Consider the following 23,094-nt stretch of genomic DNA (forward strand, 5'->3'; position numbering starts at 1 on the left):
TGGTCAACGGTCGGTTAATCAATCGCCGCTAATCTGATTGCCGTACTGCGTATCAGGGCGTGAATGTATGTGGACACGGCATCATAAGAAACGGAAACTGGGTCGGCTGGTGATGCCGCTGATCGCGGTCGCCTTTCTTTCCTACTTCGGCTATCATTCCATTCACGGCGGCTATGGCCTGAAGGCGACCGAGCAATTCGATCGCCAGATCGTCGAGCGGCAGGCGCGGCTGGATGAGCTCACGAAGCAGCGAATGATCCTCGAAAAGGAGGTTCAGCTGATGAGTGATGGGTCGCTGGAACGGGACATGCTGGATGAAAAGGCTCGCCTCGCGCTGAACATGTCGCGAAGTGACGAGATCGTTATTTTCCACCGTGCCGCAAATTAACCTGAATTCAGTTAATTGAAATTTGTAAAGTAAAATCAATAGTTTGCATGGAATGTGAGCCATGCAAATATGGCATTGCTGTGTCTGCTTTCTTTCCCTATGGTAACCGCAAAAGGCTAACCATTGGGAGGAACGAATGGCTCCGCGAAAATCCGCGTCCGTTTCCAGCCGCAAGAGTGCCGCAAAGCCGGCGAAGAAAGACTTCAACGGCGGCACGTTCGCCGACTTCTCCAAACAGGAAGATCTGAGTGCCTACCGCGAGATGCTGCTGATCCGGCGTTTCGAGGAAAAGGCCGGCCAGCTCTATGGCATGGGCTTCATCGGCGGCTTCTGTCACCTCTACATCGGCCAGGAAGCCGTTGTCGTTGGCATGCAGATGGCGCTGAAGGAAGGCGACCAGGTCATCACAGCCTACCGTGACCATGGCCACATGCTGGCCTGCGGCATGAGCGCCCGCGGCGTCATGGCCGAACTCACCGGTCGTCGCAGCGGTCTTTCCAAGGGGAAGGGCGGCTCGATGCACATGTTCTCCAAGGAAAAGCACTTCTACGGCGGTCACGGCATCGTCGGCGCCCAGGTGTCGCTCGGCACCGGTCTTGCCTTCGCCAACCGCTATCGCGGCAACGACAATGTTTCCGTTGCCTATTTCGGTGACGGTGCGGCCAACCAGGGCCAGGTCTACGAAAGCTTCAACATGGCGCAGCTCTGGAAGCTGCCGGTGATCTACGTGATCGAGAACAACCGCTACGCCATGGGTACCTCCGTTTCGCGGGCTTCGGCACAGACCGACTTCTCGCAGCGCGGCGTCTCCTTCAACATTCCGGGCTTCCAGGTCGATGGCATGGACGTACGTGCGGTCAAGGCCGCCGGCGACGAGGCGGTCGAGCATTGCCGTTCGGGCAAGGGTCCGATCATCCTTGAGATGCAGACCTATCGCTATCGCGGCCACTCGATGTCCGACCCGGCGAAGTACCGCTCGAAGGACGAAGTGCAGAAGATGCGCTCGGAGCATGATCCGATCGAGCAGGTGAAGGCGCGTCTGACCGAAAAGGGTTGGGCGAGCGAGGATGAGCTGAAGCAGATCGACAAGGAAGTCCGCGACATCGTTGCCGACAGCGCCGATTTTGCCCAGGCCGATCCGGAGCCGGATGCATCCGAGCTCTACACCGACATCCTGCTTTGATCCGGGGAGGGACAAACATGCCAGTAGAAATTCTTATGCCCGCCCTTTCCCCGACGATGGAGGAAGGCACGCTCTCGAAATGGCTGAAGAACGAAGGGGACAAGGTGTCCTCCGGCGACGTCATTGCCGAGATCGAGACCGACAAGGCGACGATGGAAGTCGAAGCCGTCGATGAAGGCACGATCGGCAAGCTCCTGATCGCCGCCGGCACCGAAGGCGTCAAGGTCAACACCCCGATCGCCGTGCTCTTGCAGGACGGCGAAGGCGCCGGCGACATCGCCGCTCCGAAGGCTGAAGCGCCGAAGGCAGCTGCTGCCGAAGCGCCGGCCGCTTCTGCGTCGGCTCCGGTTGCTGCCCAGCCGAAGGTTGAAGTCGCTGCCGATCCGGCGATCCCGGCCGGCACCGAAATGGTGACGATGACCGTTCGCGAAGCGCTTCGCGACGCCATGGCCGAAGAAATGCGCGCCAGCGACGACGTCTTCGTCATGGGTGAAGAAGTCGCGGAATATCAGGGCGCCTACAAGATTACCCAGGGCCTGCTGCAGGAATTCGGCGCCCGCCGTGTCATCGACACCCCGATCACCGAGCACGGCTTTGCCGGCGTCGGCGTCGGCGCCGCCATGACCGGCCTTCGTCCGATCGTCGAGTTCATGACCTTCAACTTCGCCATGCAGGCGATCGACCAGATCATCAACTCCGCTGCCAAGACGCTCTATATGTCCGGCGGCCAGATGGGCGCGCCGATCGTCTTCCGTGGCCCGAGCGGTGCTGCTGCCCGCGTGGCCGCCCAGCACTCGCAGTGCTACGCCGCCTGGTACAGCCATATCCCGGGCCTCAAGGTCGTCATGCCTTACACGGCAGCCGACGCCAAGGGTCTGCTGAAGGCCGCGATCCGCGACCCGAACCCGGTCATCTTCCTCGAAAACGAAATCCTCTACGGTCACTCCTTCGAAGTGCCGAAGCTTGACGATTTCGTGCTGCCGATCGGCAAGGCCCGCATCCACAAGGTCGGCAAGGACGCAACGATCGTCTCCTTCGGCATCGGCATGACCTATGCCGTCAAGGCGGTTGCCGAACTCGAAGCCCAGGGCATCGACGTCGAACTGATCGACCTGCGCACCATCCGTCCGATGGACCTGCCGACGGTGATCGAATCGGTCAAGAAGACCGGTCGCCTCGTCACCGTCGAAGAAGGCTACCCGCAGTCGTCCGTCGGCACCGAGATCGCGACCCGCGTCATGCAGCAGGCATTCGATTATCTTGACGCCCCGATCCTGACGATCGCCGGCAAGGATGTGCCGATGCCTTACGCTGCGAACCTCGAGAAGCTGGCGCTTCCGAACGTCGCAGAGGTTGTCGATGCGGTGAAAGCCGTTTGCTACAAATAAGGGGAGGGCCCTTCGATGCCTATCAACATCACAATGCCTGCCCTCTCCCCGACGATGGAAGAAGGCAATCTGGCCAAGTGGCTGGTCAAGGAAGGCGATAAGGTCAAGTCCGGCGACGTGATCGCCGAGATCGAGACCGACAAGGCGACGATGGAAGTCGAAGCCGTCGACGAAGGCACCGTTGCCAAGCTCGTCGTCCCGGCCGGCACCGAAGGCGTCAAGGTCAACGCGCTGATCGCCGTTCTCGCCGCCGATGGCGAGGATGTCGCCGCGGCTGCCAAGGGCGGCAACGGCGCGGCAGCACCGGCTCCGGCCGCCAAGGCGGAAACGCCTGCACCGGCAGCACCGAGCGCGCCGGCCGCCGCTCCGGCACCGGCTGCCGCGGCTCCCGTTGCACAGCCTGCCAAGGCCGAAGGTGGCGCACGCGTCTTCTCTTCGCCGCTCGCCCGTCGTCTCGCCAAGGACGCCGGCATCGACCTGTCGGCAATTGCCGGTACCGGTCCGCATGGCCGCGTCGTCAAAAAGGACGTCGAATCCGCCGTTGCCGGTGGTACGGCCAAGCCCGCCGCCGCACCGGCTGCCGGCGCTGCAGCATCGGCCGCAGCTCCGCTTGCCAAGGGGATGTCGGAAGACGCCGTTCTCAAGCTGTTCGAGCCCGGTTCCTACGAGCTCGTGCCGCATGACGGCATGCGCAAGACGATTGCCAAGCGTCTTGTCGAATCCAAGCAGACGATCCCGCACTTCTACGTGTCGGTCGATTGCGAACTCGACGCGCTGCTGGCGTTGCGCGCCCAGCTCAATGCCGCTGCACCTGAAAAGGATGGCAAGCCGGTCTACAAGCTCTCCGTCAATGACATGGTCATCAAGGCCCTGGCGCTGGCGCTGCGTGACGTTCCGAATGCGAACGTCTCCTGGACCGAGAGCAACATGGTCAAGCACAAGCACGCCGATGTCGGCGTTGCCGTGTCGATCCCGGGCGGCCTGATCACCCCGATCGTTCGCCAGGCGGAGCTGAAGAGCCTGTCGGCCATCTCCAACGAGATGAAGGACCTCGGCCAGCGTGCCAAGGACCGCAAGCTGAAGCCTGAGGAATACCAGGGCGGCACCACGGCTGTCTCCAACATGGGCATGATGGGCGTCAAGAACTTCGCCGCCGTCGTTAACCCGCCGCACGCAACGATCCTCGCGGTCGGTGCCGGCGAGGAGCGCGTCGTCGTCAAGAACAAGCAGATGGTCATCGCCAACGTCATGACTGTCACGCTCTCGACCGACCATCGCTGCGTCGATGGCGCACTTGGCGCCGAACTGCTCGGAGCCTTCAAGCGCTACATCGAAAACCCGATGGGCATGCTGGTCTGAGTTGGATAGGGGCCGGCCTTCGGGCCGGTCCGTTCCTTTTCGCGCAGTCGAAGGCGGGCCCGGACGATGAAAACAGTTCTCTGCTATGGCGACAGTCTGACCTGGGGCTACGATGCCACTGACGGCGGCCGTCATGCGCTCGCCGACCGCTGGCCGAGCGTGTTGCAGAAGGCACTGGGCCCGGACGTCCAGGTCATCGCGGAGGGCTTGAACGGCCGCACCACCGCCTATGACGATCACCTTGCCGATTGCGACCGCAACGGCGCGAAGGTGTTGCCGACCGTACTCCACAGTCACGCGCCGCTCGATCTCATCATCCTGCTGCTCGGCACCAACGACATGAAGCCGGTGATCCACGGGACCGCGTTCGGAGCCGTGAAAGGCATCCAGCGCCTCGTCACTCTCGTTCGCCGCCACGATTGGCCGGTCGAAAGCGAGGATGGGCCGGAAATCCTGATCGTGTCGCCGCCGACGCTCTGCGAAACTGCCGATGCCGGGTTTGCGGCCATGTTTGCCGGCGGCATCGAACAGTCGGCGATGCTGGCGCCGCTCTACCGCGATCTGGCGGACGAGCTCGATTGCGGCTTTTTCGATGCCGGATCGGTCGCTCAGACGACGCCGCTCGATGGCGTGCATCTCGATGCGGAAAATGCGCGTGCGATCGGCCGGGGCCTGGAACCGGTCGTACGGATGATGCTCGGGGTCTGAGAATGGTCGGGGGCGTCACCATACGTCCGGCGGAACGACGTGAGGCGGCCGAACTCGCCATTCTCGTCGATATCGCCGCGCATGGTTTTGCCTCCTGGCTCTGGTACGGAGCGGTCCAGCATGGTGTGACGGATACCGCCTTCGAGCGAGGCCGCAACAAGCTGCGCGAAGAACAGGGCCCGGGGAACTGGCGGGATGCGCTTGTTGCCGAGGTCGATGATGAAGTCGCCGGCCTGTCGGTCGGCTATGCGATCGGCCCGGACGTGTCGGGGGTTGTTGCCAGGCACCCGGTTCTCGAACCCTTACTGGCGCTGCAAAGGCAGATCGTCGGCCACTGGTTCATCGAGAGCCTCGGCGTCTATCGCCATCAGCGCGGCCGCGGGATCGGCACGGCGCTCCTGGCCAAGGAATTCATGCGCGCCGCTTCGGCGCCGGTGAGCCTGATCACCGAAAGCCACAACGTGAGCGCACAGGCACTATACAGGGCAAACGGCTTCGGCGAGGCAGCGCGCGTCGAAGCGGTTCCGCTCTTTGAGGAAAGCAAGAAACACGACTGGGTGCTGTTCACCCGCAAGGTCGCTTGAGACAAAGGCAGGAAACACATGGCTGAGAATTACGACGTCATCGTCATCGGTTCGGGTCCGGGAGGCTACATCGCCGCCATCCGTGCGGCACAGCTTGGTTTGAAGACCGCGGTCGTCGAGCGCGAGCATCTAGCCGGCATCTGCTCCAACTGGGGCTGCATCCCGACCAAGGCGCTGCTGCGTTCCGCCGAGGTCCTCCATTACGCCCAGCATCCGGGCGCCTATGGCATCAAGATCGAAGGCACGGTGACGCCGGACCTGAAGGCGATCGTCGCCCGCTCGCGCGGCATCGCCGAGCGCATGAACGGCGGCGTCGGCTTCCTGATGAAAAAGAACAAAGTCGACGTGATCTGGGGTGAAGCGAAGCTCACGAAGCCGGGCGAAATCGTCGTCGGCAAGTCGACCAAGCCGGTCGTCCAGCCGCAGGCGCCGCTGCCGAAGAACACCAAGGGCGAGGGCACCTACACCGCCAAGCACATCATCATCGCCACCGGCGCCCGTCCGCGTGCGCTGCCGGGTATCGAGCCCGATGGCAAGCTGATCTGGACCTATTTCGAGGCGATGAAGCCCGAGGAAATGCCGAAGTCGCTGCTGGTCATGGGCTCGGGCGCAATCGGCATCGAGTTTGCCTCCTTCTACCGCACCATGGGTGTCGACGTGACGGTCGTTGAAGTCATGCCGAACGTCATGCCGGTCGAAGATGCCGAAATTTCGAACATTGCCAAGAAGCAGTTCGAAAAGCAGGGCATGAAGATCCATCTCTCTGCCAAGGTGACGAAGGTCGAGAAGGCCGCCAACTCGATCACCGCCCATGTCGAGATGAAGGACGGCAAGGTCGAGAAGATCACCGCCGACCGCATGATCTCGGCCGTCGGCGTTCAGGGCAATATCGAGAACCTCGGTCTCGAAACGCTCGGCATTAAGACCGACCGCGGCTGCATCGTCATCGACGGCTACGGCAAGACCAATGTTCCCGGCGTCTACGCGATCGGCGACGTTGCCGGCCCGCCGATGCTCGCCCACAAGGCCGAGCATGAGGCCGTCATCTGCGTCGAGAAGATCGCTGGCTTGCCGAACGTTCACCCGATGGACAAGCTGAAGATCCCGGGCTGCACCTATTGCCACCCGCAGGTCGCCTCCGTCGGTCTCACCGAAGCCAAGGCCAAGGAACTCGGCCGCGACATCCGCGTCGGCCGCTTCCCCTTCGTTGCCAATGGCAAGGCGATCGCGCTCGGCGAGGACCAGGGCCTCGTCAAGACGATCTTCGACAAGAAGACCGGCGAGCTGCTCGGCGCCCACATGGTCGGTGCGGAAGTCACCGAACTCATCCAGGGCTTCGTCGTCGCGATGAACCTCGAGACGACGGAAGAAGACCTGATGCACACGATCTTCCCGCATCCGACGATCTCGGAGACGATGAAGGAAAGCGTGCTCGACGCCTACGGCCGCGCGCTCAACGCCTGATAGTTTCGGCGTCCGCGTTTTTGGTGTAATTTTGGCATTGCTAATGGGCGCATTTTCAATGCACGGAGACCAAAATGAGCGTGAACGGCGTCGGTATTTTGGCTGCGATCATCGTCGGCGGTTTGGCCGGGTGGCTCGCGGAGAAGTTCATGGGCAGCAGCATGGGGCTGATCATGAACATAGTGCTCGGCATCATCGGTGCGGTGGTGCTGAATTTCGTCCTGGCGGCCTTCGGCATGGCCTATGCCGGCTGGGTCGCCTACCTGATCATCGGCTTCATCGGCGCATGCCTGTTGATCGCCGTTGGTCGGGTTGTGAAACGATAGCCTGCCGGGCCATCTGTGCTTCCGTCGGGCATGTGCTTAAGACGGCCTGACATTTCCGGTTGGGCCGTCTATATAGAGCGAAAATGGGTCATCCGGCCTGATGCCGGTCCCGCCGCGACGAGGAAGACAGTATGGTAACGGTGTTCGATGCCGTCTCTGACCGGGCGCAACGCGTCCGCCATCCGGAAAAGGCCCACAAGCCCGATACGGAAGTGATGCGCAAGCCGGAGTGGATCCGCGTCAAGGCGCCGATGTCCAAGGGCTACCAGGAGACGCGGGAGCTGGTGCGCTCGCACAAGCTCGTGACCGTCTGCGAGGAGGCCGGCTGCCCGAACATCGGCGAGTGCTGGGACAAGAAGCACGCCACCTTCATGATCATGGGCGAGATCTGTACCCGCGCCTGCGCCTTCTGCAACGTCGCGACCGGAAAGCCGAATGCGCTCGACATGGAAGAGCCGGCCAACATCGCCAAGGCCGTCAAGCAGATGGGCCTCAGCCACGTGGTCATCACCTCGGTCGACCGCGACGATCTGGAAGACGGCGGCGCCGAACACTTCGAGAAGGTGATCTGGGCAATTCGCGAAGCGTCGCCGACCACGACCATCGAAATTCTGACGCCGGACTTCCTGAAGAAGCCGGGCGCTCTGGAGCGCGTCGTCGCTGCCAAGCCCGACGTCTTCAACCACAATATGGAAACGGTTCCCGGCAACTACCTGACGGTCCGCCCGGGCGCGCGCTACTTCCACTCCGTCCGCCTGCTGCAGCGGGTGAAGGAACTGGACCCGACCATGTTCACCAAGTCCGGCATCATGGTCGGCCTTGGCGAAGAGCGCAATGAAGTGCTGCAGCTGATGGACGATCTCAGGACTGCCGACGTCGACTTCCTGACGATCGGCCAGTACCTGCAGCCGACGCGCAAGCACCATAAGGTCGAGGCGTTCGTCACCCCCGAGGAGTTCAAGTCCTACGAGACCGTCGCCTACACCAAGGGCTTCCTGATGGTGTCGTCGAGCCCGCTGACGCGCTCGTCGCATCACGCCGGCGACGACTTTGCCCGGCTGCGGGCAGCCCGCGAGAAGAAGCTGGCAGCGGTGGCGGGCTGAGTTCAAGCATCTATTATAGGAACCTCCGGCCCAGCGCCGGAGTTTCGCTTTCAACGACCTTCCTTCCCGAATTCCCGGGAGTTCCCATGGAGCAGCCGTCAAAACCGGCAACGGTCAATTATGTCGACGATGCCGTTGCCGTTGACCATATGCGCAGGGCCAGGCGTATCCTCGTCGTCGGATGCTCCGGCGGCGGCAAGTCCACGCTGTCGCAAAAGCTGGCCGTGGATTTACACCTGGACTACATCTCGATCGATCGCGATATCCGGTGGCTGCCGGGGTGGGCCGAGCGTGAGCGGGCGGAGCAACGCCAGCGCATCGTCGAAAGGGTCGCCGCCGATCGCTGGATCATGGATGGCAACGGTCCTTCCACATTCGATATCCGCGTGCCGAGAAGTGACATCGTAATATGGGTGCGCATGCCGCGGCTCCTCTGCGTTTGGGGCGTTGTCACCCGGTGGCTGAAACACTTCGGCCGCACCCGCCCAGAGATGGCGCCGGGCTGCATCGAAAAGGTCGACTGGGATTTTCTCCAATTCATCTGGACCTTCGAGAAAAAGTTCTCGCCGCTCATTGTCGCAGGTCTGGCGAAGCACGGTCCCGATGTTCCCGTTCTGCAGTTGAAATCACGGCGTCAGGTGAACAGGCTCCTTGATCTTCTCGGTCTGCCCGCTTAACTCCCCTTTATGCCGCATTTCGAAACCAACCACGTCGTCAAGCACACCGCAGAGCAGATGTTCGATCTCGTTGCCGACGTCGAGCAGTATCCACAGTTCCTCCCGCTCTGCGAGGCGCTGACGGTTCGCTCGCGCAAGGAGCGCGACGGCAAGGTGCTGCTGCTGGCCGACATGACCGTCGGCTACAAGGCGATCCGCGAGACCTTCACGACGCAGGTGCTGCTGAACAAGGCGGAGCGCACCATCGACGTGAAGTACATCGACGGGCCGTTCAAGTATCTCGACAACCGCTGGCGCTTCGAGCCTTCGGGCGAGGGGCAGTCGATCGTGCACTTCGATATCGACTACGAGTTCAAGAGCCGCATTCTCGGAGCCCTGATGGGCTCGATGTTCGACCGCGCCTTCCGCATGTTCTCCGACGCCTTCGAAAAGCGCGCCGACAGCATCTATGCGCCCTGAGCGATCTGCATCAGCATATCGAGTGCGGTGCGCACCGTCGCAAGCCGGATCTTGCAGCGACCGATATCGCCGTAGCGCATCTCCCGATGCAGCATCGCGCCGTTTCGCCCGGCCGCGGCGAGATGCACGAGCCCGACGGGCTTTTCAACCGAACCTCCACTCGGCCCGGCAATGCCTGTGACGGCAACGGCGAAGTCGGCGGCCGAATGCGCTACCGCGCCCTCTGCCATCTCGATCGCCGTCTGCCGCGAGACCGCGCCGTGGGTGACGAGCGTCGCCGTCTCGACGCCGAGCATGGCGACCTTCGCCTCGTTGGAATAGGTGACAAAGCCGCGATCGACGACCGCGGACGAGCCGGAGATCTCGGTGAGCGCGCCGGCGATCAGGCCGCCGGTGCAGGATTCGGCGGTGGCGACCTTGAGGCCATTTGCCGTGAACTGAGCGATGATCTCAGCGGCTTTGACTTCGATGTCGGCGGGCCACATCACGAAAGGTTCCCGTAGACGACCGTGGCGGTGGCGATGGCGGCGATGCCCTCGTCGCGCCCGACGAAGCCGAGGCGTTCGTTGGTCGTTGCCTTCACCGAGCAGCGGTCGAGCGAAATGCCCAGCATGTCCGCAAGGTTCTCGCGCATCGTCAGGCGATGCGGACCGACCTTCGGTGCTTCTGCAATCAGCGAGACATCGGCGTTGGTGATGACACCGCCGCGCTCGCGTACGATCTTGGCCGCATGCTCCAGGAAGATCCGCGACGGCGCGCCCTTCCATTGCGGATCGGACGGCGGGAAATGGTCGCCGATGTCGCCGGCACCGCAGGTGGCAAGCAGTGCGTCGGTCAGCGCATGCAGCGCCACGTCGGCGTCCGAATGGCCGGAGAGTTTCTTGGTGTGCGCAATGAAGACGCCGCAGAGCGTGACGCCGTCGCCTTCAACGAGCTGGTGCACGTCGTAGCCGTTGCCGGTGCGCACATCGGGCAGGGCGATCCGCTTGAGTTTCTCGTCGGCCATGGCGATATCCCTTTTCAGCGTAAGCTTGACGTTGTCGACGGCGCCTTCGACGAGCACGACCTTGAGGCCGGCCCATTCGGCGATCGACGCGTCGTCGGTAAAATCCGTGCGGCCGCTTCTGGCCGCATCCCGATGCGCGGCAAGAATGGCCTGGAGATCGAAGGTCTGCGGTGTCTGCGCGCCGAAGAGGCCTTCGCGCGCCACGGTTTCCGTGACGATGCCATCCTTGCCCGCACGCTTCAGCGTATCTGCGACCGCCACCGCCGGCAGCACGGCCTTCGTCTCGTCGTTGAGCGCTGCGGCGCAGCGGGACAGCAATGCATGATCGGCAAAGGGGCGGACCGCGTCCTGGATCATCACACGGCGCGCGCCGATGTCGGCCAGGGCTTCGAGGCCTGCAAGCACCGATATCTGCCGGGTGGCGCCACCGTGGACGATGATGACATCGTCGGCCACCGAGCGTTTGCGTGCGGCGTTAAACAGCGCCTCGTCGTCCGGATGGATGACGACGACGATCGGGCCTGCGCCCGGCCATGTCGCGAAAGTGTCAAGCGTATGGGCGATAACGGGGCGGTCGCCGATGGTTCGGTACTGTTTCGGGCCCTCGGCGGATTGCCCGGCGCGTTCGCCGCGTCCCGCCGCAACGATAACCACGCCGCACTTGAGCTGTTCTTGAGGCTGCATTTTCTGTATGAGGTCCCGCATTCGCCGATCTTCGCCGTGATGTACCGCGAAGGGTCGTGCTTTGCCAGCCGAGCTTAGAATTTTGCGCGCCGCGCCGAAATCGCTTGGCAAGCCCGAGAACAATGTCTAAAAATAGTGCAGGAACAACATGTGCCTGAAAGATATGCATTTGCCAATTCCGGCTCTTTCGTCTCCGCTTCGCATCGGACCCATCGAAATCCGCAACCGGGTTGCGCTCGCGCCCATGTCCGGCGTCACCGATCTTCCATTCCGGCGGCTTGCCTGGCGCTTCGGCGCGGGTTTCGTCGTGACCGAGATGGTGGCGAGCCGTGAGCTCGTCGGCAATGCCCAGGAATCCTGGGCGCGGCTGAAGAATTCCGGGATCAAGCCGCACATCGTCCAGTTGGCGGGCCGCGAGGCGCACTGGATGGCGGAGGCAGCGAAGATCGCGGCCGACAATGGCGCCGATGTCATCGACATCAACATGGGGTGCCCGGCGAAGAAGGTGACCGGCGGCTACTCCGGCTCGGCCCTGATGCGCGATCCCGATCACGCGCTGTCGCTGGTCGAGGCGACCGTCAATGCGGTCGACGTGCCGGTGACGCTGAAGATGCGACTCGGCTGGGACGAAAACTCGATCAACGCGCCGCTGATTGCCAGACGGGCCGAAGAGGCGGGCGTCAAGGCGATCACCGTGCACGGCCGCACCCGCATGCAATTCTACAACGGCAAGGCGGATTGGGATGCGATCCGCAGGGTTCGCGAGGTCGTTTCCGTGCCGCTGGTCGCCAATGGCGACGTGGAAACGGTTGCGGACGCCGAAGAGATTCTCCGTCGATCGGGCGCCGACGCCGTCATGGCCGGTCGCTCCTCGCAGGGGCGCCCGTGGCACGTCGGCTTTCTCGCCGGTGCCGTCAAGCATCCGTCGCCGGCAGAAGCCGCCGATATCTTTGCGGAGCACTACGAGATGATGCTCGAATTCTATGGTGTCGAGGTCGGCCTGCGGCATGCCCGCAAGCATGTCGCCTGGTACCTCGATCGGGCCGCCCCCGACATGGCGGGAACGGAAAAGGCATCGATCCTGACATCGACCGATGCGTCGTTCGTTCGCGACAGGGCGCGTGCAGCGATGCTCGACGCAGCCCCGGGCAAGCCGGAAGGCGAGGCGGTCGCAGAAGGAATTGCGGCATGACGGAAAAAACGAGCGTGCCGGATGCGGTTGCTAACGGACTGTCGATGGCCGTTCTCAATGCCATCCAGAACCCGGTGATCATGGTCGATGCCAAGGGCCTCGTCGCCTTCGCCAACTGGGAGGCCGAATCGTTTTTCGGCGCCAGCGCCAACCATCTGGCGCGCCATGATATCAGCGCCTTCATCCCCTTCGGCAGCCCGCTTCTGACGCTCATCGATCAGGTGCGCGAGCGCAAGGCGCCGGTCAACGAGTATCGCGTCGACTTGAGTTCGCCGCGTCTCGGCGCCGACAAGCTCGTCGATCTCTATGTGGCGCCCGTTCTTTCCGAGCCGGGCGCGGTCGTGGTCGTCTTCCAGGAACGGTCGATGGCCGACAAGATCGACCGGCAGCTGACGCATCGCGGTGCAGCCCGTTCGGTGACCGGGCTTGCCTCAATGCTGGCGCACGAAATCAAAAATCCGCTCTCGGGCATCCGCGGTGCGGCGCAGTTGCTGGAGACCTCCGCCAATGACGAGGACCGGGCGCTGACGCGGCTGATCTGCGACGAGACCGACCGGATCGTTTCGCTGGTCGATCGCATGGAGGTGTTTTCCGACGAGCGCCCCGTCGATCGCGTGCCGCTCAACATCCATTCGGTGCTCGACCACGTGAAGGCGATCGCCAAGGCCGGGTTCGCCCGCCACATCAAGTTTGCGGAGCACTACGATCCGTCGCTGCCGCCGGTCTATGCCAACCGCGATCAGCTGGTTCAGGTGTTCCTGAACCTGATCAAGAATGCGGCCGAAGCGATCGGCGAACGCCACGATGGCGAGATCCTGCTGACGACGGCCTATCGGCCCGGCATCCGCCTCTCGGTCGCCGGAACGCGCGAGAAGATCTCGCTGCCGCTGGAATTCTGCGTACACGACAATGGGCCGGGCGTGCCCGCCGACCTGCTGCCGCTGCTCTTTGATCCGTTCATCACCACCAAGACCAACGGTTCCGGTCTGGGTCTTGCCCTGGTCGCCAAGATCATCGGCGGCCATGGCGGTATCGTTGAATGCGACAGCCAGCAGAACCGCACCACTTTCCGCGTGCTGATGCCTGCCTCCAAAGGCATGGCGGCGGATGACGACGACATGCCGATGACAAAAGGAAACCTTGCATGACCGGTGCCACGATCCTCGTTGCGGATGACGACGCCGCCATTCGCACCGTGCTGAACCAGGCGCTGAGCCGCGCCGGCTACGATGTCCGCATTACCTCCAATGCCGCGACCTTGTGGCGCTGGATTGCGGCGGGCGATGGCGATCTGGTTGTAACCGACGTGGTGATGCCGGACGAGAACGCGTTTGATCTTCTGCCGCGCATCAAGAAGGCGCGACCCGACCTGCCGGTGCTGGTCATGAGCGCCCAGAACACCTTCATGACGGCGATCAAGGCGTCGGAGAAGGGTGCCTACGACTATCTGCCGAAACCTTTCGACCTGACCGAGCTGATCGGCATCATCGGCCGGGCGCTGTCGGAGCCCAAGCGCCGGCCGGCGAAGCTCGACGACGATACCCAGGACGGCATGCCCCTGGTCGGCCGCTCCGCTGCGATGCAGGAAATCTACCGGGTGCTCGCGCGCCTGATGCAGACGGACCTGACGCTGATGATCACGGGCGAGTCCGGCACCGGCAAGGAGCTCGTCGCCCGCGCGCTGCACGACTACGGCAAGCGCCGCAACGGTCCCTTCGTCGCAATCAACATGGCGGCGATCCCGCGCGACCTGATCGAATCGGAGCTTTTCGGTCACGAGAAGGGCGCCTTTACCGGCGCGCAGATGCGCTCCACGGGCCGCTTCGAGCAGGCCGAAGGCGGCACGCTCTTCCTCGACGAGATCGGCGACATGCCGATGGACGCCCAGACGCGCCTGCTGCGGGTGCTGCAGCAGGGAGAATACACGACCGTCGGCGGCCGCACGCCGATCCGCTCGGACGTGCGCATCGTGGCTGCGACCAACAAGGACCTGAAGCAGTCGATCAACCAAGGGCTTTTCCGGGAAGACCTCTATTACCGCCTGAACGTCGTACCGCTGCGGCTGCCGCCGCTGCGCGACCGGGCGGAGGATATACCCGATCTCGTGCGCCACTTCGTCCAGCAGGCGGAAAAGGAAGGTCTCGACGTCAAGCGCTTCGATCACGAGGCGCTGGAACTGATGAAGGCGCATCCCTGGCCCGGCAACGTGCGTGAGCTGGAAAACCTCGTTCGGCGCCTGACGGCACTTTATCCACAGGATGTCATCAGCCGCGAAATCATCGAAAACGAGCTGCGCTCCGAGATCCCGGACAGCCCGATCGAGAAGACCGCGGCGCGCCCCGGCTCGCTGACGATTTCGCAGGCAGTCGAAGAAAACATGCGCCAGTATTTCGCAAGCTTCGGCGATGCCTTACCGCCGGCCGGTCTCTACGACCGGGTGCTCGCGGAGATGGAGTATCCGTTGATTCTGGCAGCGTTGACCGCGACCCGCGGCAACCAGATCAAGGCTGCCGATTTGCTCGGCCTCAACCGTAACACGCTGCGCAAGAAGATCCGCGAACTCGGCGTTTCGGTCTACCGCAGCTCACGCAGCGCTTGACTTGGTCACAGCCACCGTTGCATTTTCGCCACAATGCGTTGCTTGAACGGGTGATGGCCGCCGAATCATGCGTCCTTGCCGCCTCGTTCAATCGATTTGACCCGATCGAATGATGGGGGCGCAGCGCGATAGTCCGCGCGGGTGGTGAGGTCGACCTTTGACCAGAGAATGCAAGCAAGTGATGCCGTCGCCGGCTGGCGCCGGTTGGGGGAACGCTTTTCATGGTGGACGCAATGGCCTTGCCGCTGGGCACAGATGAGGGACTGGCGGCGCAGGATCGCCGCGCGTCCTTTGCCCTGCCGGGCCTGATGCTGGCAACCGGCGCGCTGGTCTGCGCGACCGTCTCTCTGCTTGTTCTTCTCGGCCTGACGCCGATCCGGCTTGAGAGAAACATCGTCATCGCCTGTGCGGCGATCAACAGTCTCTTCGTCGTCGGTCTCATCTATCTGATCGCCCGTGAAATCCTGCGTCTGCTGCGCGCCCGCCACAAGGGCCGCGCCGCCGCCCGGCTGCACGTGCGCATCGTTGCGCTGTTTTCGATCGTGGCGATCACGCCCGCGGTGCTTGTGGCGATCTTTGCCAGCATCACGCTCGACGTCGGTCTCGACCGTTGGTTTTCGCTCAGAACCCAGGCGATCGTGCGCTCCTCGATCAATGTGGCCCAGGCCTATGTGCTCGAAAATGCCAGCTATCTGCAGGGCCAGACCGTGTCGATGGCGAACGATCTCGAGCGCAACCGCCAGCTCTACAGCCTCGATCGCACCGGCTTTGCCGAACTGATGACGCGCCAGGCGCGCGGACGCGGCATGCTCGGCGCCTTTCTCGTGCGCGCCGACGGCAGCGCCATTGTTCAGGCCAACATCTCGACCGACCGGCCCTTGCCGGCCATTCCGCCGGACGCGTTGAAGAGTTCCGTCTCCGGCCAGCCGACGCTGATCCCGCCGGGGATCACCAACCTTGTCGGCGCCGTCATCCCGCTCGACGACATTCCGGGCACCTTCCTCTACACGGTTCGCAACGTCGATCCCGAGGTGATGCGCTCGCTCAGGCTGATGGAGGAGAATACCGCCGAGTACAAGATGCTCGAGGCCGGGCGGACCTTCACCCAGATCGCCTTCGGCGTCCTCTATATCGGCTTTGCCCTCATCGTGCTGCTCGCGGCGATCTGGACCGCGATCGCGGTCGCCGACCGGATCGTCCGACCCATCCGCCAGTTGATCGGCGCGGCCGACAGTGTTGCCTCCGGCAATCTCGATGTCGTCGTGCCGGTGCGTGCCGTCGACGGGGACGTCGGCAACCTGTCGCGAACCTTCAACAAGATGGTTTCGGAGATCCGCAGCCAGCAGGAGCAGATCCTCGAGGCGAAGGACGAAGTCGACCATCGCCGCCGCTTCATCGAGGCGGTTCTTTCGGGTGTCACGGCGGCCGTCATCGGTGTCGGCCGCGATCGGCAGATCACCATCGCCAACCCGTCGTCCGAAGACTTCCTGAAGAAGGCCGCTCCCGATCTGCTTGGCGCCGATCTGAGGCAGGTTGCGCCCGAGATCGAGGACGTGCTGGTCGAGGCCGAAGGTCGCCATCGCAACGATTACCGCAAGCAGATCAACGTCATGCGCGGCGGAACCGAACGGACGCTGAACGTTCAGGTGACGCGGGAAGAGGGCGGCGAGGCGAACGAATCCTACGTCATCACCATCGACGACATTACCGATCTCGTGATTGCCCAGCGCTCGACCGCCTGGGCGGACGTGGCGCGCCGCATCGCGCACGAGATCAAGAACCCGCTGACGCCGATCCAGCTTTCGGCCGAGCGCCTGAAGCGGCGATACGGCAAGCAGATCAACCAGGAAGACAAGGCCGTCTTCGACCAGTGCACGGACACGATCGTTCGCCAGGTGGAAGATATCGGCCGCATGGTGGACGAGTTCTCGGCCTTCGCGCGCATGCCGAAGCCGACCAAGGAACGGGCGGATCTTCGCGCGATCCTGAAGGATGCAGTGTTCCTGCGCGAAATGGGCAACAACCACATCAACTTCGTGCGCGACTTCGGCGACGAGCCGCTTGAAGGCCTGTTCGACGGGCGCATGCTCGGCCAGGCCTTCGGCAACATCGTCAAGAACGCGGTGGAATCGATCGAGGCGGTGCCGGCAGATGCAGTCCGCGGCCAGCCGATGGTTGTGGCGCGTGCTCGAACTGATGCGGCAACCGGCCTGTTCGTCGTCGACATCATCGACAACGGCAAGGGCCTGCCCACGGAAAACCGGCACCGCATTCTGGAGCCGTACATGACGATGCGCGAGAAGGGCACGGGCCTGGGTCTCGCCATCGTCAAGAAGATTATCGAGGACCATGGCGGACAATTGGAATTGCACGACGCGCCTGCCGAATACGACGGCGGTGTCGGCGCGATGATCCGCGTGATCCTGCCGCCCGCCGGAGAAACCGGGGGCGAAGACAGTTTGAAGGATGAGGGTGCGAGCGATGGCCGCTGATATTCTGGTTGTGGACGATGAGGAAGATATCCGCGAGATCGTGTCGGGTATCCTGTCCGACGAGGGGCACGAAACACGCACGGCCTTCGACAGCGACAGCGCGCTGGCGGCGATCAGCGATCGTGTGCCGCGGCTGGTCTTCCTCGACATCTGGATGCAGGGAAGCCGCCTCGACGGCCTCGCGCTGCTCGACGAGATCAAGGGGCGGCATCCCGACCTTCCGGTCGTGATGATTTCCGGCCACGGCAACATCGAAACCGCCGTCAACGCCATCAAGCGCGGCGCCTATGATTTCATCGAGAAGCCTTTCAAGGCGGACCGCCTGATCCTGATTGCCGAGCGCGCGCTGGAGAATTCCAAGCTCAAGCGCGAAGTCTCGGAGCTGAAGAAGAAATCCGGCGATCCGGTCGAGCTGATCGGCACGTCCGTCGCCGTCTCGCAGCTTCGCCAGACGGTGGAAAAGGTCGCGCCGACCAACAGCCGCATCATGATCCAGGGCCCGTCCGGCTCCGGCAAGGAGCTGGTGGCGCGCATGATCCACCGCAAGTCGACGCGCTCGGCTGGGCCCTTCGTGGCGCTCAATGCTGCGGCGATCACGCCAGACCGGATGGAAATCGCGCTCTTCGGAACCGAAGGCACGCCGGGCCAGCCGCGCCGTACCGGCGCACTCGAGGAAGCCCATGGCGGCATTCTCTATCTCGACGAGATCGGCGAAATGCCGCGCGAGACGCAGAACAAGATCCTGCGCGTGCTCGTCGACCAGCAGTTCGAGCGCGTCGGCGGCACCAAGCGCGTCAAGGTGGATGTCCGCATCATCTCGTCGACCGCCTACAACCTCGAGAACATGATTTCGGAGGGGCTGTTCCGCGAGGACCTGTTCCACCGGCTTGCGGTCATTCCGGTGCGTGTGCCGGCGCTTGCAGAGCGGCGCGAGGACATTCCGTTCCTCGTCGACATGTTCATGCGCCAGGTCAGCGAACAGGCCGGTATCCGCCCGCGCAAGATCGGCGACGATGCCCTGGCGGTACTTCAGGCGCATGACTGGCCGGGCAACATCCGCCAGTTGCGCAACAACATCGAGCGCCTGATGATCCTTGCCCGCAGCGACGGTCCGGATACGCCGATCTCGGCCGACATGCTGCCGACCGAAGTGGGCGACACCCTCCCGAAGATCTCGGCTCAGGGCGATCAGCACATCATGACCTTGCCGTTGCGCGAGGCTCGCGAAATGTTCGAACGTGATTATCTGATCGCGCAGATCAACCGATTCGGCGGCAATATTTCGCGCACGGCGGAGTTTGTCGGCATGGAGCGGTCGGCGCTGCATCGGAAGTTGAAGTCGCTGGGCGTCTGAACCGGATTTTCCGGCCAAACCGCTCGCGCTTGCATGTGAAAGAACGACATGAAGGTAGTCATTTGTGGCGCGGGGCAGGTCGGATACGGCATTGCCGAGCGGCTGGCGCAGGAAGACAACGACGTTTCGGTGATCGACACGTCGGCGGCGCTGATCGCCAACATCACCGAGAGCCTCGACGTGCGCGGCTATGTCGGCCACGGCGCGCATCCGGACGTGCTCGCCAAGGCCGGTGCCGACCAGGCCGACATGCTGATTGCGGTCACGCTGTCCGACGAGGTCAACATCGTCGCCTGCGAGGTGGCGCACGCGATCTTCAACGTGCCGACCAAGGTCGCGCGCATCCGGGCGCAGAGCTATCTCGCACCCGAATACGCCAACCTTTTTTCGCGCGAGAACGTGCCGATCGACGTTACCATTTCGCCCGAAGTCGAAGTCGGGCGGCTGGTGCTGCGGCGTATTTCCTTTCCCGGCGCCATCGACGTCGTGCGTTTCGCCGACGACCGCATCGCCATGGTCGCCTTCGAGTGCCTGGAAGACTGCCCGGTCGTCGGCACGCCGCTGCAGCAGTTGAGCGAACTGTTCCCCGATCTGCTCGCGACGGTCACCGGCATTTTCCGCAACGGCAAGGTGATCGTGCCGCATTCCGACGATCAGTTGCAGGCGGGCGATATCGCCTATGTCGTCTGTGACCGGGATCATGCGCGCCGCACGCTGACCCTCTTCGGGCACGAGGAACAGGAAGCCCGGCGCATCATCATCTTTGGCGGCGGCAATGTCGGCTACTTCGTTGCCAAGGCGATCGAGGAGCACCAGCCGCGCACGCGGGTAAAGCTGATCGAGAGCGATCGCGACCGCGCGGTGATGATGGCCGACAAGCTGAGCAGCACGGTCGTTCTCAACGGCTCGGCCATGGACCAGCGGATCCTCGCCCAGGCCGACGTTCAGGATGCCGATCTCGTCGTGGCGCTCACCAACAACGACCAGATCAACATCCTCGGCAGCATAATGGCGAAACATCTGGGCGCGAAATCCACGCTCGTGCTCATCAACGAGCCGTCCTACCAGGAGTTTGCCGCGACCGCCGGCGTCGATGCCTATGTGAACCCGCGCGCCGTCACGATCTCGCGCGTGCTCCAGCATGTGCGCAAGGGGCGTATCCGCTCCGTCTATGCGGTGCAGAAGGGCATGGCCGAGGTCATCGAGGCCGAGGCGCTGGAAACGTCGCCGCTCGTCGGCAAGGCGCTGCGCGACCTCGAATTGCCCGATGGCATCCGCATCGGTGCGCTCTATCGCGACAAGACGTTCATTCGTCCTGACGGCAACACGAAGATCAAGGCGAAGGATCGCGTCGTGCTCTTCGCCACCGCCGACGCCGTGCGCCACGTCGAGCAGCTTTTCCGCGTCAGCATCCAGTATTTCTAAGGTCGAGACGATGCCCAGAATTGCCTATGTCAACGGCGCCTACGTGCCGCACGCAGACGCCGGCGTCCACATCGAGGACCGCGGCTACCAGTTTGCCGATGGCGTCTACGAGGTCTGCGAAGTGCGTCACGGCTATATCGTCGATCTCACGCGCCATCTCGATCGCCTCGACCGGTCGCTCAGCGAGCTGCGCATCGCGTGGCCGATGAACCGGGCAGCGCTCGTCCATGTCATCCGCGAGGTCGTCCGGCGCAACCGGGTGAGAAATGGCCTGTTCTATCTGCAGGTCACGCGCGGCGTGGCGCGCCGGGATCATGTGTTCCCAGCCAAGGGAACGACGCCGACTGTTGTCGTGACGGCGAAGCGCACCGATGCTGAAGCCATCGCCAGGAAGGCGACCCACGGAATAGCGGCGATTACCGTGCCGGAAAACCGCTGGGACCGGGTCGATATCAAGTCGGTCGGGCTTCTGCCAAACGTGCTCGCGCGCCAGAAGGCGAAGGAGGAAGGCGCGCAGGAGGCGATCTTCGTTGATGCCGACGGCACGGTGAAGGAGGGTGCGGCCACCAATGTCTGGATCGTCGATCGCGACGGAACCCTGCGCACGCGGCCTGCCGAACACGGGATTCTGCGCGGCATTACCCGTACGACACTGATGGATGTCGCAGTACCGCTGGGGCTCAAAATCGAGGAGAGGGCATTCTCGCTAGACGAGATGCTCGCAGCGCGCGAAGTCTTCATCACGGCTGCCACCAGCATCTGTTTTCCGGTCGTTTCGGTCGACGGCAGGCCGATCGGCAACGGTCATCCGGGAAGCATAGCACAGAATATTCGCGAAGCCTTTTTCGGCGTTGCGGAAAAGACATTGATTTGATACCAAACTCTGACGGGGTGTCGGGGAAGGTACTTGTGGCGCCTCGGATTGCAGAATTTGACAAAAATGCACCGGCGCGAAACGCCGGCAAATAAGAAAGAAGCGGCGCGATGGCGGAACGTTCTCAAAACTTGCAGGATCTCTTTCTCAACACGGTCCGCAAGCAAAAGATTTCATTGACAATTTTTCTCATCAACGGCGTCAAGCTCACCGGCGTCGTGACCTCGTTCGACAACTTCTGCGTCCTGCTGCGTCGCGATGGCCACTCGCAACTGGTCTACAAGCACGCGATCTCGACCATCATGCCCGGCCAGCCGCTGCAGATGTTCGAGAACGAAGAAGCCGCATCCTGACGGGACGTTAGGCACATTACCAAACGGGATTCAAAATCGTCGTCGATCATTCCGGAGCTCGAGAAGCTCCGCGACGACATGCGCGCGGTCGTCATCGTTCCGGTCTTGAAGAAGACCGGGCGGCAGTCCGCAGAGATTCTTGCCACGACGACCACGCGATCGGACGAAAGCCGCCTCGAAGAGGCGACCGGTCTTGCCATGGCGATCGATCTCGACGTCGTGCACGGCGCCATCGTTCCGGTCTCGCAGCCCAAGCCCGGCACCCTGCTCGGCAGCGGCAAGATCGAAGAGATCGGTCATATCCTCGTCGAGCTCGATGCCGGCCTTGTCATCGTCGATCATCCGCTGACGCCGGTGCAGCAGCGCAATCTCGAGAAGGAATGGAACGCCAAGGTCATCGACCGGACCGGCCTCATTCTCGAAATCTTCGGCCGCCGCGCCTCCACCAAGGAAGGCACGCTGCAGGTCGATCTGGCGCATCTCAACTACCAGAAGGGCCGCCTGGTCCGAAGCTGGACCCACCTTGAGCGCCAGCGCGGCGGTGGCGGCTTCATGGGCGGTCCGGGCGAAACCCAGATCGAAGCGGACCGGCGCTTGCTGCAGGACCGCATTGTCAAGCTCGAACGAGAATTGGAGCAGGTGCGCCGCACCCGGCAACTGCACCGTTCCAAGCGCAAGAAGGTGCCGCACCCGATCGTCGCGCTCGTCGGCTACACCAACGCCGGCAAGTCGACGCTGTTCAACCGCATGACCGGCGCAGGCGTTCTGGCCGAGGACATGCTGTTTGCGACGCTCGACCCGACGCTGCGGCGTCTGAAGCTGCCGCATGGCCGCATGGTCATCCTCTCCGACACCGTCGGCTTCATTTCCGACCTGCCGACGCACCTCGTCGCCGCCTTCCGCGCGACGCTCGAAGAGGTGCTGGAGGCGGACCTGATCCTGCACGTGCGCGATCTCTCCGACCCGGACAACCAGGCGCAGGCAAGCGATGTTCTCAGGATTCTTGGCGATCTCGGTATCGACGAGAAGGAAGCGTCCGAACGGCTGATCGAGGTCTGGAACAAGATCGATCGGCTCGACGCCGAATCGCGCGAGGCGCTGCAGGGCAAGGCGGCGACGTCTGAAAACACCGTCGCCGTTTCGGCGATATCGGGCGAAGGTGTCGATGATCTGCTCGCGGAAATCGGCCGTCGCCTGTCGGGTGTGCTGACCGAGTGCACCGTCGTTCTCGGCATTGATCAGTTGCAGCTTCTGCCCTGGATCTATCAGCACGCCATCGTTGATGGCCGCGAGGATCTGGAAGACGGGCGCGTCAGCCTCGACCTTCGCTTGACCGAAAACGAGGCCTCAGATCTGGAGCGTCGTCTCGGCAACGGACCGAAGCCCGTCGCGGAAGACTGGTAATCCAAAAACCGATTGGTTTGGGCGACTTGCTCAGATGCGTGCGCGGACGATTCGTTGGCCGTTTGCGAGGGA

At 63.0% G+C, this 23,094-nt stretch carries 22 protein-coding genes; 20 read left to right on the forward strand and 2 right to left on the reverse strand.

Translation table 11 applies throughout. The features are described 5' to 3' along the window. Window positions 1-67 precede the first annotated feature (67 nt). The 11 genes from C1A35_RS26335 (at window position 68) to C1A35_RS26385 (ending at window position 9,639) form a co-directional block, all read left to right on the forward strand. Window positions 68-388 carry an FtsB family cell division protein gene (locus C1A35_RS26335; protein WP_104667203.1) on the forward strand — a complete coding sequence of 107 codons (321 nt, stop codon included), beginning with the start codon at window positions 68-70 and terminating at the stop codon, window positions 386-388. Window positions 389-524: 136 nt separating this feature from the next. Then, window positions 525-1,571, forward strand: a complete 1,047-nt coding sequence (pdhA, locus tag C1A35_RS26340) for a pyruvate dehydrogenase (acetyl-transferring) E1 component subunit alpha (protein WP_104667204.1) — start codon at window positions 525-527, stop codon at window positions 1,569-1,571. Window positions 1,572-1,588: 17 nt separating this feature from the next. Continuing rightward, the gene (locus C1A35_RS26345; protein ID WP_104667205.1) at window positions 1,589-2,959 is read left to right on the forward strand and encodes a pyruvate dehydrogenase complex E1 component subunit beta; all 1,371 of its coding nucleotides are present in this window, start codon (window positions 1,589-1,591) and stop codon (window positions 2,957-2,959) included. A gap of 15 nt (window positions 2,960-2,974) precedes the next feature. Next, complete coding sequence (locus tag C1A35_RS26350) at window positions 2,975-4,318, forward strand: pyruvate dehydrogenase complex dihydrolipoamide acetyltransferase (RefSeq protein ID WP_104667206.1); 1,344 nt, start codon at window positions 2,975-2,977, stop codon at window positions 4,316-4,318. A 66-nt stretch (window positions 4,319-4,384) separates the two neighbouring features. Next, window positions 4,385-5,026: an SGNH/GDSL hydrolase family protein gene (locus C1A35_RS26355; protein WP_104667207.1), complete on the forward strand. Its 642-nt coding sequence runs from the start codon at window positions 4,385-4,387 to the stop codon at window positions 5,024-5,026. 2 nt (window positions 5,027-5,028) lie between these two features. Then, the gene (locus tag C1A35_RS26360; protein WP_104667208.1) at window positions 5,029-5,610 is read left to right on the forward strand and encodes a GNAT family N-acetyltransferase; all 582 of its coding nucleotides are present in this window, start codon (window positions 5,029-5,031) and stop codon (window positions 5,608-5,610) included. Window positions 5,611-5,628: 18 nt separating this feature from the next. Beyond that, window positions 5,629-7,074 carry a dihydrolipoyl dehydrogenase gene (gene lpdA / locus C1A35_RS26365; protein WP_104667209.1) on the forward strand — a complete coding sequence of 482 codons (1,446 nt, stop codon included), beginning with the start codon at window positions 5,629-5,631 and terminating at the stop codon, window positions 7,072-7,074. Window positions 7,075-7,148: 74 nt separating this feature from the next. After that, complete coding sequence (locus C1A35_RS26370; RefSeq protein WP_104667210.1) at window positions 7,149-7,400, forward strand: GlsB/YeaQ/YmgE family stress response membrane protein; 252 nt, start codon at window positions 7,149-7,151, stop codon at window positions 7,398-7,400. A 131-nt stretch (window positions 7,401-7,531) separates the two neighbouring features. Next, complete coding sequence (gene lipA, locus C1A35_RS26375; RefSeq protein WP_034795803.1) at window positions 7,532-8,503, forward strand: lipoyl synthase; 972 nt, start codon at window positions 7,532-7,534, stop codon at window positions 8,501-8,503. Window positions 8,504-8,589: 86 nt separating this feature from the next. Then, complete coding sequence (locus tag C1A35_RS26380) at window positions 8,590-9,180, forward strand: AAA family ATPase (RefSeq protein ID WP_104667211.1); 591 nt, start codon at window positions 8,590-8,592, stop codon at window positions 9,178-9,180. A gap of 9 nt (window positions 9,181-9,189) precedes the next feature. After that, window positions 9,190-9,639 carry a type II toxin-antitoxin system RatA family toxin gene (locus tag C1A35_RS26385; RefSeq protein WP_104667212.1) on the forward strand — a complete coding sequence of 150 codons (450 nt, stop codon included), beginning with the start codon at window positions 9,190-9,192 and terminating at the stop codon, window positions 9,637-9,639. Here the strand turns inward: C1A35_RS26385 and C1A35_RS26390 are convergent. Both C1A35_RS26390 and C1A35_RS26395 read right to left on the reverse strand, forming a co-directional pair. Beyond that, window positions 9,627-10,124, reverse strand: a complete 498-nt coding sequence (locus tag C1A35_RS26390) for a CinA family protein (protein ID WP_104667213.1) — start codon at window positions 10,122-10,124, stop codon at window positions 9,627-9,629. The two genes, C1A35_RS26385 and C1A35_RS26390, sit on opposite strands and share 13 nt — an antisense overlap. Then, on the reverse strand, window positions 10,124-11,329 hold the full coding sequence (locus tag C1A35_RS26395; RefSeq protein ID WP_337442005.1) for a bifunctional 2-C-methyl-D-erythritol 4-phosphate cytidylyltransferase/2-C-methyl-D-erythritol 2,4-cyclodiphosphate synthase: 1,206 nt from the start codon (window positions 11,327-11,329) through the stop codon (window positions 10,124-10,126). Before C1A35_RS26395 ends, C1A35_RS26390 begins: the two co-directional genes overlap by 1 nt. Window positions 11,330-11,477: 148 nt before the next feature. Here C1A35_RS26395 and dusB point away from each other — a divergent pair, with 148 nt between their 5' ends. The 9 genes from dusB (at window position 11,478) to hflX (ending at window position 23,022) form a co-directional block, all read left to right on the forward strand. After that, a complete protein-coding gene (gene dusB / locus C1A35_RS26400) occupies window positions 11,478-12,521 on the forward strand; it encodes a tRNA dihydrouridine synthase DusB (RefSeq protein ID WP_104667215.1) in 1,044 nt (347 codons plus the stop codon). Next, the gene (locus C1A35_RS26405; RefSeq protein WP_104667216.1) at window positions 12,518-13,669 is read left to right on the forward strand and encodes a two-component system sensor histidine kinase NtrB; all 1,152 of its coding nucleotides are present in this window, start codon (window positions 12,518-12,520) and stop codon (window positions 13,667-13,669) included. Before dusB ends, C1A35_RS26405 begins: the two co-directional genes overlap by 4 nt. After that, a complete protein-coding gene (gene ntrC, locus C1A35_RS26410) occupies window positions 13,666-15,120 on the forward strand; it encodes a nitrogen regulation protein NR(I) (protein WP_104667217.1) in 1,455 nt (484 codons plus the stop codon). Before C1A35_RS26405 ends, ntrC begins: the two co-directional genes overlap by 4 nt. Before the next feature lie 221 nt (window positions 15,121-15,341). After that, window positions 15,342-17,612, forward strand: a complete 2,271-nt coding sequence (locus C1A35_RS26415; protein WP_104667218.1) for a sensor histidine kinase NtrY-like — start codon at window positions 15,342-15,344, stop codon at window positions 17,610-17,612. Further along, window positions 17,602-18,966, forward strand: a complete 1,365-nt coding sequence (gene ntrX, locus C1A35_RS26420; protein WP_043622069.1) for a two-component system response regulator NtrX — start codon at window positions 17,602-17,604, stop codon at window positions 18,964-18,966. Before C1A35_RS26415 ends, ntrX begins: the two co-directional genes overlap by 11 nt. A 48-nt stretch (window positions 18,967-19,014) precedes the next feature. Further along, complete coding sequence (trkA, locus tag C1A35_RS26425) at window positions 19,015-20,391, forward strand: Trk system potassium transporter TrkA (RefSeq protein ID WP_104667219.1); 1,377 nt, start codon at window positions 19,015-19,017, stop codon at window positions 20,389-20,391. A gap of 10 nt (window positions 20,392-20,401) precedes the next feature. After that, on the forward strand, window positions 20,402-21,265 hold the full coding sequence (locus C1A35_RS26430; protein WP_104667220.1) for a D-amino-acid transaminase: 864 nt from the start codon (window positions 20,402-20,404) through the stop codon (window positions 21,263-21,265). A gap of 110 nt (window positions 21,266-21,375) precedes the next feature. Continuing rightward, entirely contained in the window at window positions 21,376-21,618 is a 243-nt protein-coding gene (gene hfq, locus C1A35_RS26435) for an RNA chaperone Hfq (RefSeq protein WP_003535434.1), read from the forward strand. A 78-nt stretch (window positions 21,619-21,696) separates the two neighbouring features. Continuing rightward, window positions 21,697-23,022, forward strand: coding sequence for a GTPase HflX (hflX, locus tag C1A35_RS26440; RefSeq protein ID WP_104667221.1), 1,326 nt, complete (start codon window positions 21,697-21,699; stop codon window positions 23,020-23,022). The last annotated feature ends 72 nt before the right edge of the window (window positions 23,023-23,094 follow it).

The organism is Ensifer adhaerens (assembly GCF_002940685.1).
In the GTDB taxonomy this organism is placed as follows: Bacteria; Pseudomonadota; Alphaproteobacteria; order Rhizobiales; family Rhizobiaceae; genus Ensifer; species Ensifer adhaerens_E.

Excerpts from the sequence above, each read along its gene's own strand:
- C1A35_RS26370 (WP_104667210.1), top strand. The coding sequence starts at position 7,149 with ATGAGCGTGAACGGCGTCGGTATTTTGGCTGCGATCATCGTCGGCGGT.
- C1A35_RS26380 (WP_104667211.1), top strand. The coding sequence starts at position 8,590 with ATGGAGCAGCCGTCAAAACCGGCAACGGTCAATTATGTCGACGATGCC.
- C1A35_RS26335 (WP_104667203.1), top strand. The coding sequence starts at position 68 with ATGTGGACACGGCATCATAAGAAACGGAAACTGGGTCGGCTGGTGATG.
- C1A35_RS26360 (WP_104667208.1), top strand. The coding sequence starts at position 5,029 with ATGGTCGGGGGCGTCACCATACGTCCGGCGGAACGACGTGAGGCGGCC.
- lpdA (WP_104667209.1), top strand. The coding sequence starts at position 5,629 with ATGGCTGAGAATTACGACGTCATCGTCATCGGTTCGGGTCCGGGAGGC.
- ntrX (WP_043622069.1), top strand. The coding sequence starts at position 17,602 with ATGGCCGCTGATATTCTGGTTGTGGACGATGAGGAAGATATCCGCGAG.
- trkA (WP_104667219.1), top strand. The coding sequence starts at position 19,015 with ATGAAGGTAGTCATTTGTGGCGCGGGGCAGGTCGGATACGGCATTGCC.
- hfq (WP_003535434.1), top strand. The coding sequence starts at position 21,376 with ATGGCGGAACGTTCTCAAAACTTGCAGGATCTCTTTCTCAACACGGTC.
- C1A35_RS26405 (WP_104667216.1), top strand. The coding sequence starts at position 12,518 with ATGACGGAAAAAACGAGCGTGCCGGATGCGGTTGCTAACGGACTGTCG.
- ntrC (WP_104667217.1), top strand. The coding sequence starts at position 13,666 with ATGACCGGTGCCACGATCCTCGTTGCGGATGACGACGCCGCCATTCGC.
- pdhA (WP_104667204.1), top strand. The coding sequence starts at position 525 with ATGGCTCCGCGAAAATCCGCGTCCGTTTCCAGCCGCAAGAGTGCCGCA.
- dusB (WP_104667215.1), top strand. The coding sequence starts at position 11,478 with ATGTGCCTGAAAGATATGCATTTGCCAATTCCGGCTCTTTCGTCTCCG.
- C1A35_RS26390 (WP_104667213.1), bottom strand. The coding sequence starts at position 10,124 with ATGTGGCCCGCCGACATCGAAGTCAAAGCCGCTGAGATCATCGCTCAG.
- C1A35_RS26345 (WP_104667205.1), top strand. The coding sequence starts at position 1,589 with ATGCCAGTAGAAATTCTTATGCCCGCCCTTTCCCCGACGATGGAGGAA.
- C1A35_RS26430 (WP_104667220.1), top strand. The coding sequence starts at position 20,402 with ATGCCCAGAATTGCCTATGTCAACGGCGCCTACGTGCCGCACGCAGAC.
- lipA (WP_034795803.1), top strand. The coding sequence starts at position 7,532 with ATGGTAACGGTGTTCGATGCCGTCTCTGACCGGGCGCAACGCGTCCGC.
- hflX (WP_104667221.1), top strand. The coding sequence starts at position 21,697 with ATGCGCGCGGTCGTCATCGTTCCGGTCTTGAAGAAGACCGGGCGGCAG.
- C1A35_RS26350 (WP_104667206.1), top strand. The coding sequence starts at position 2,975 with ATGCCTATCAACATCACAATGCCTGCCCTCTCCCCGACGATGGAAGAA.
- C1A35_RS26415 (WP_104667218.1), top strand. The coding sequence starts at position 15,342 with ATGGTGGACGCAATGGCCTTGCCGCTGGGCACAGATGAGGGACTGGCG.
- C1A35_RS26355 (WP_104667207.1), top strand. The coding sequence starts at position 4,385 with ATGAAAACAGTTCTCTGCTATGGCGACAGTCTGACCTGGGGCTACGAT.
- C1A35_RS26385 (WP_104667212.1), top strand. The coding sequence starts at position 9,190 with ATGCCGCATTTCGAAACCAACCACGTCGTCAAGCACACCGCAGAGCAG.
- C1A35_RS26395 (WP_337442005.1), bottom strand. The coding sequence starts at position 11,329 with ATGCAGCCTCAAGAACAGCTCAAGTGCGGCGTGGTTATCGTTGCGGCG.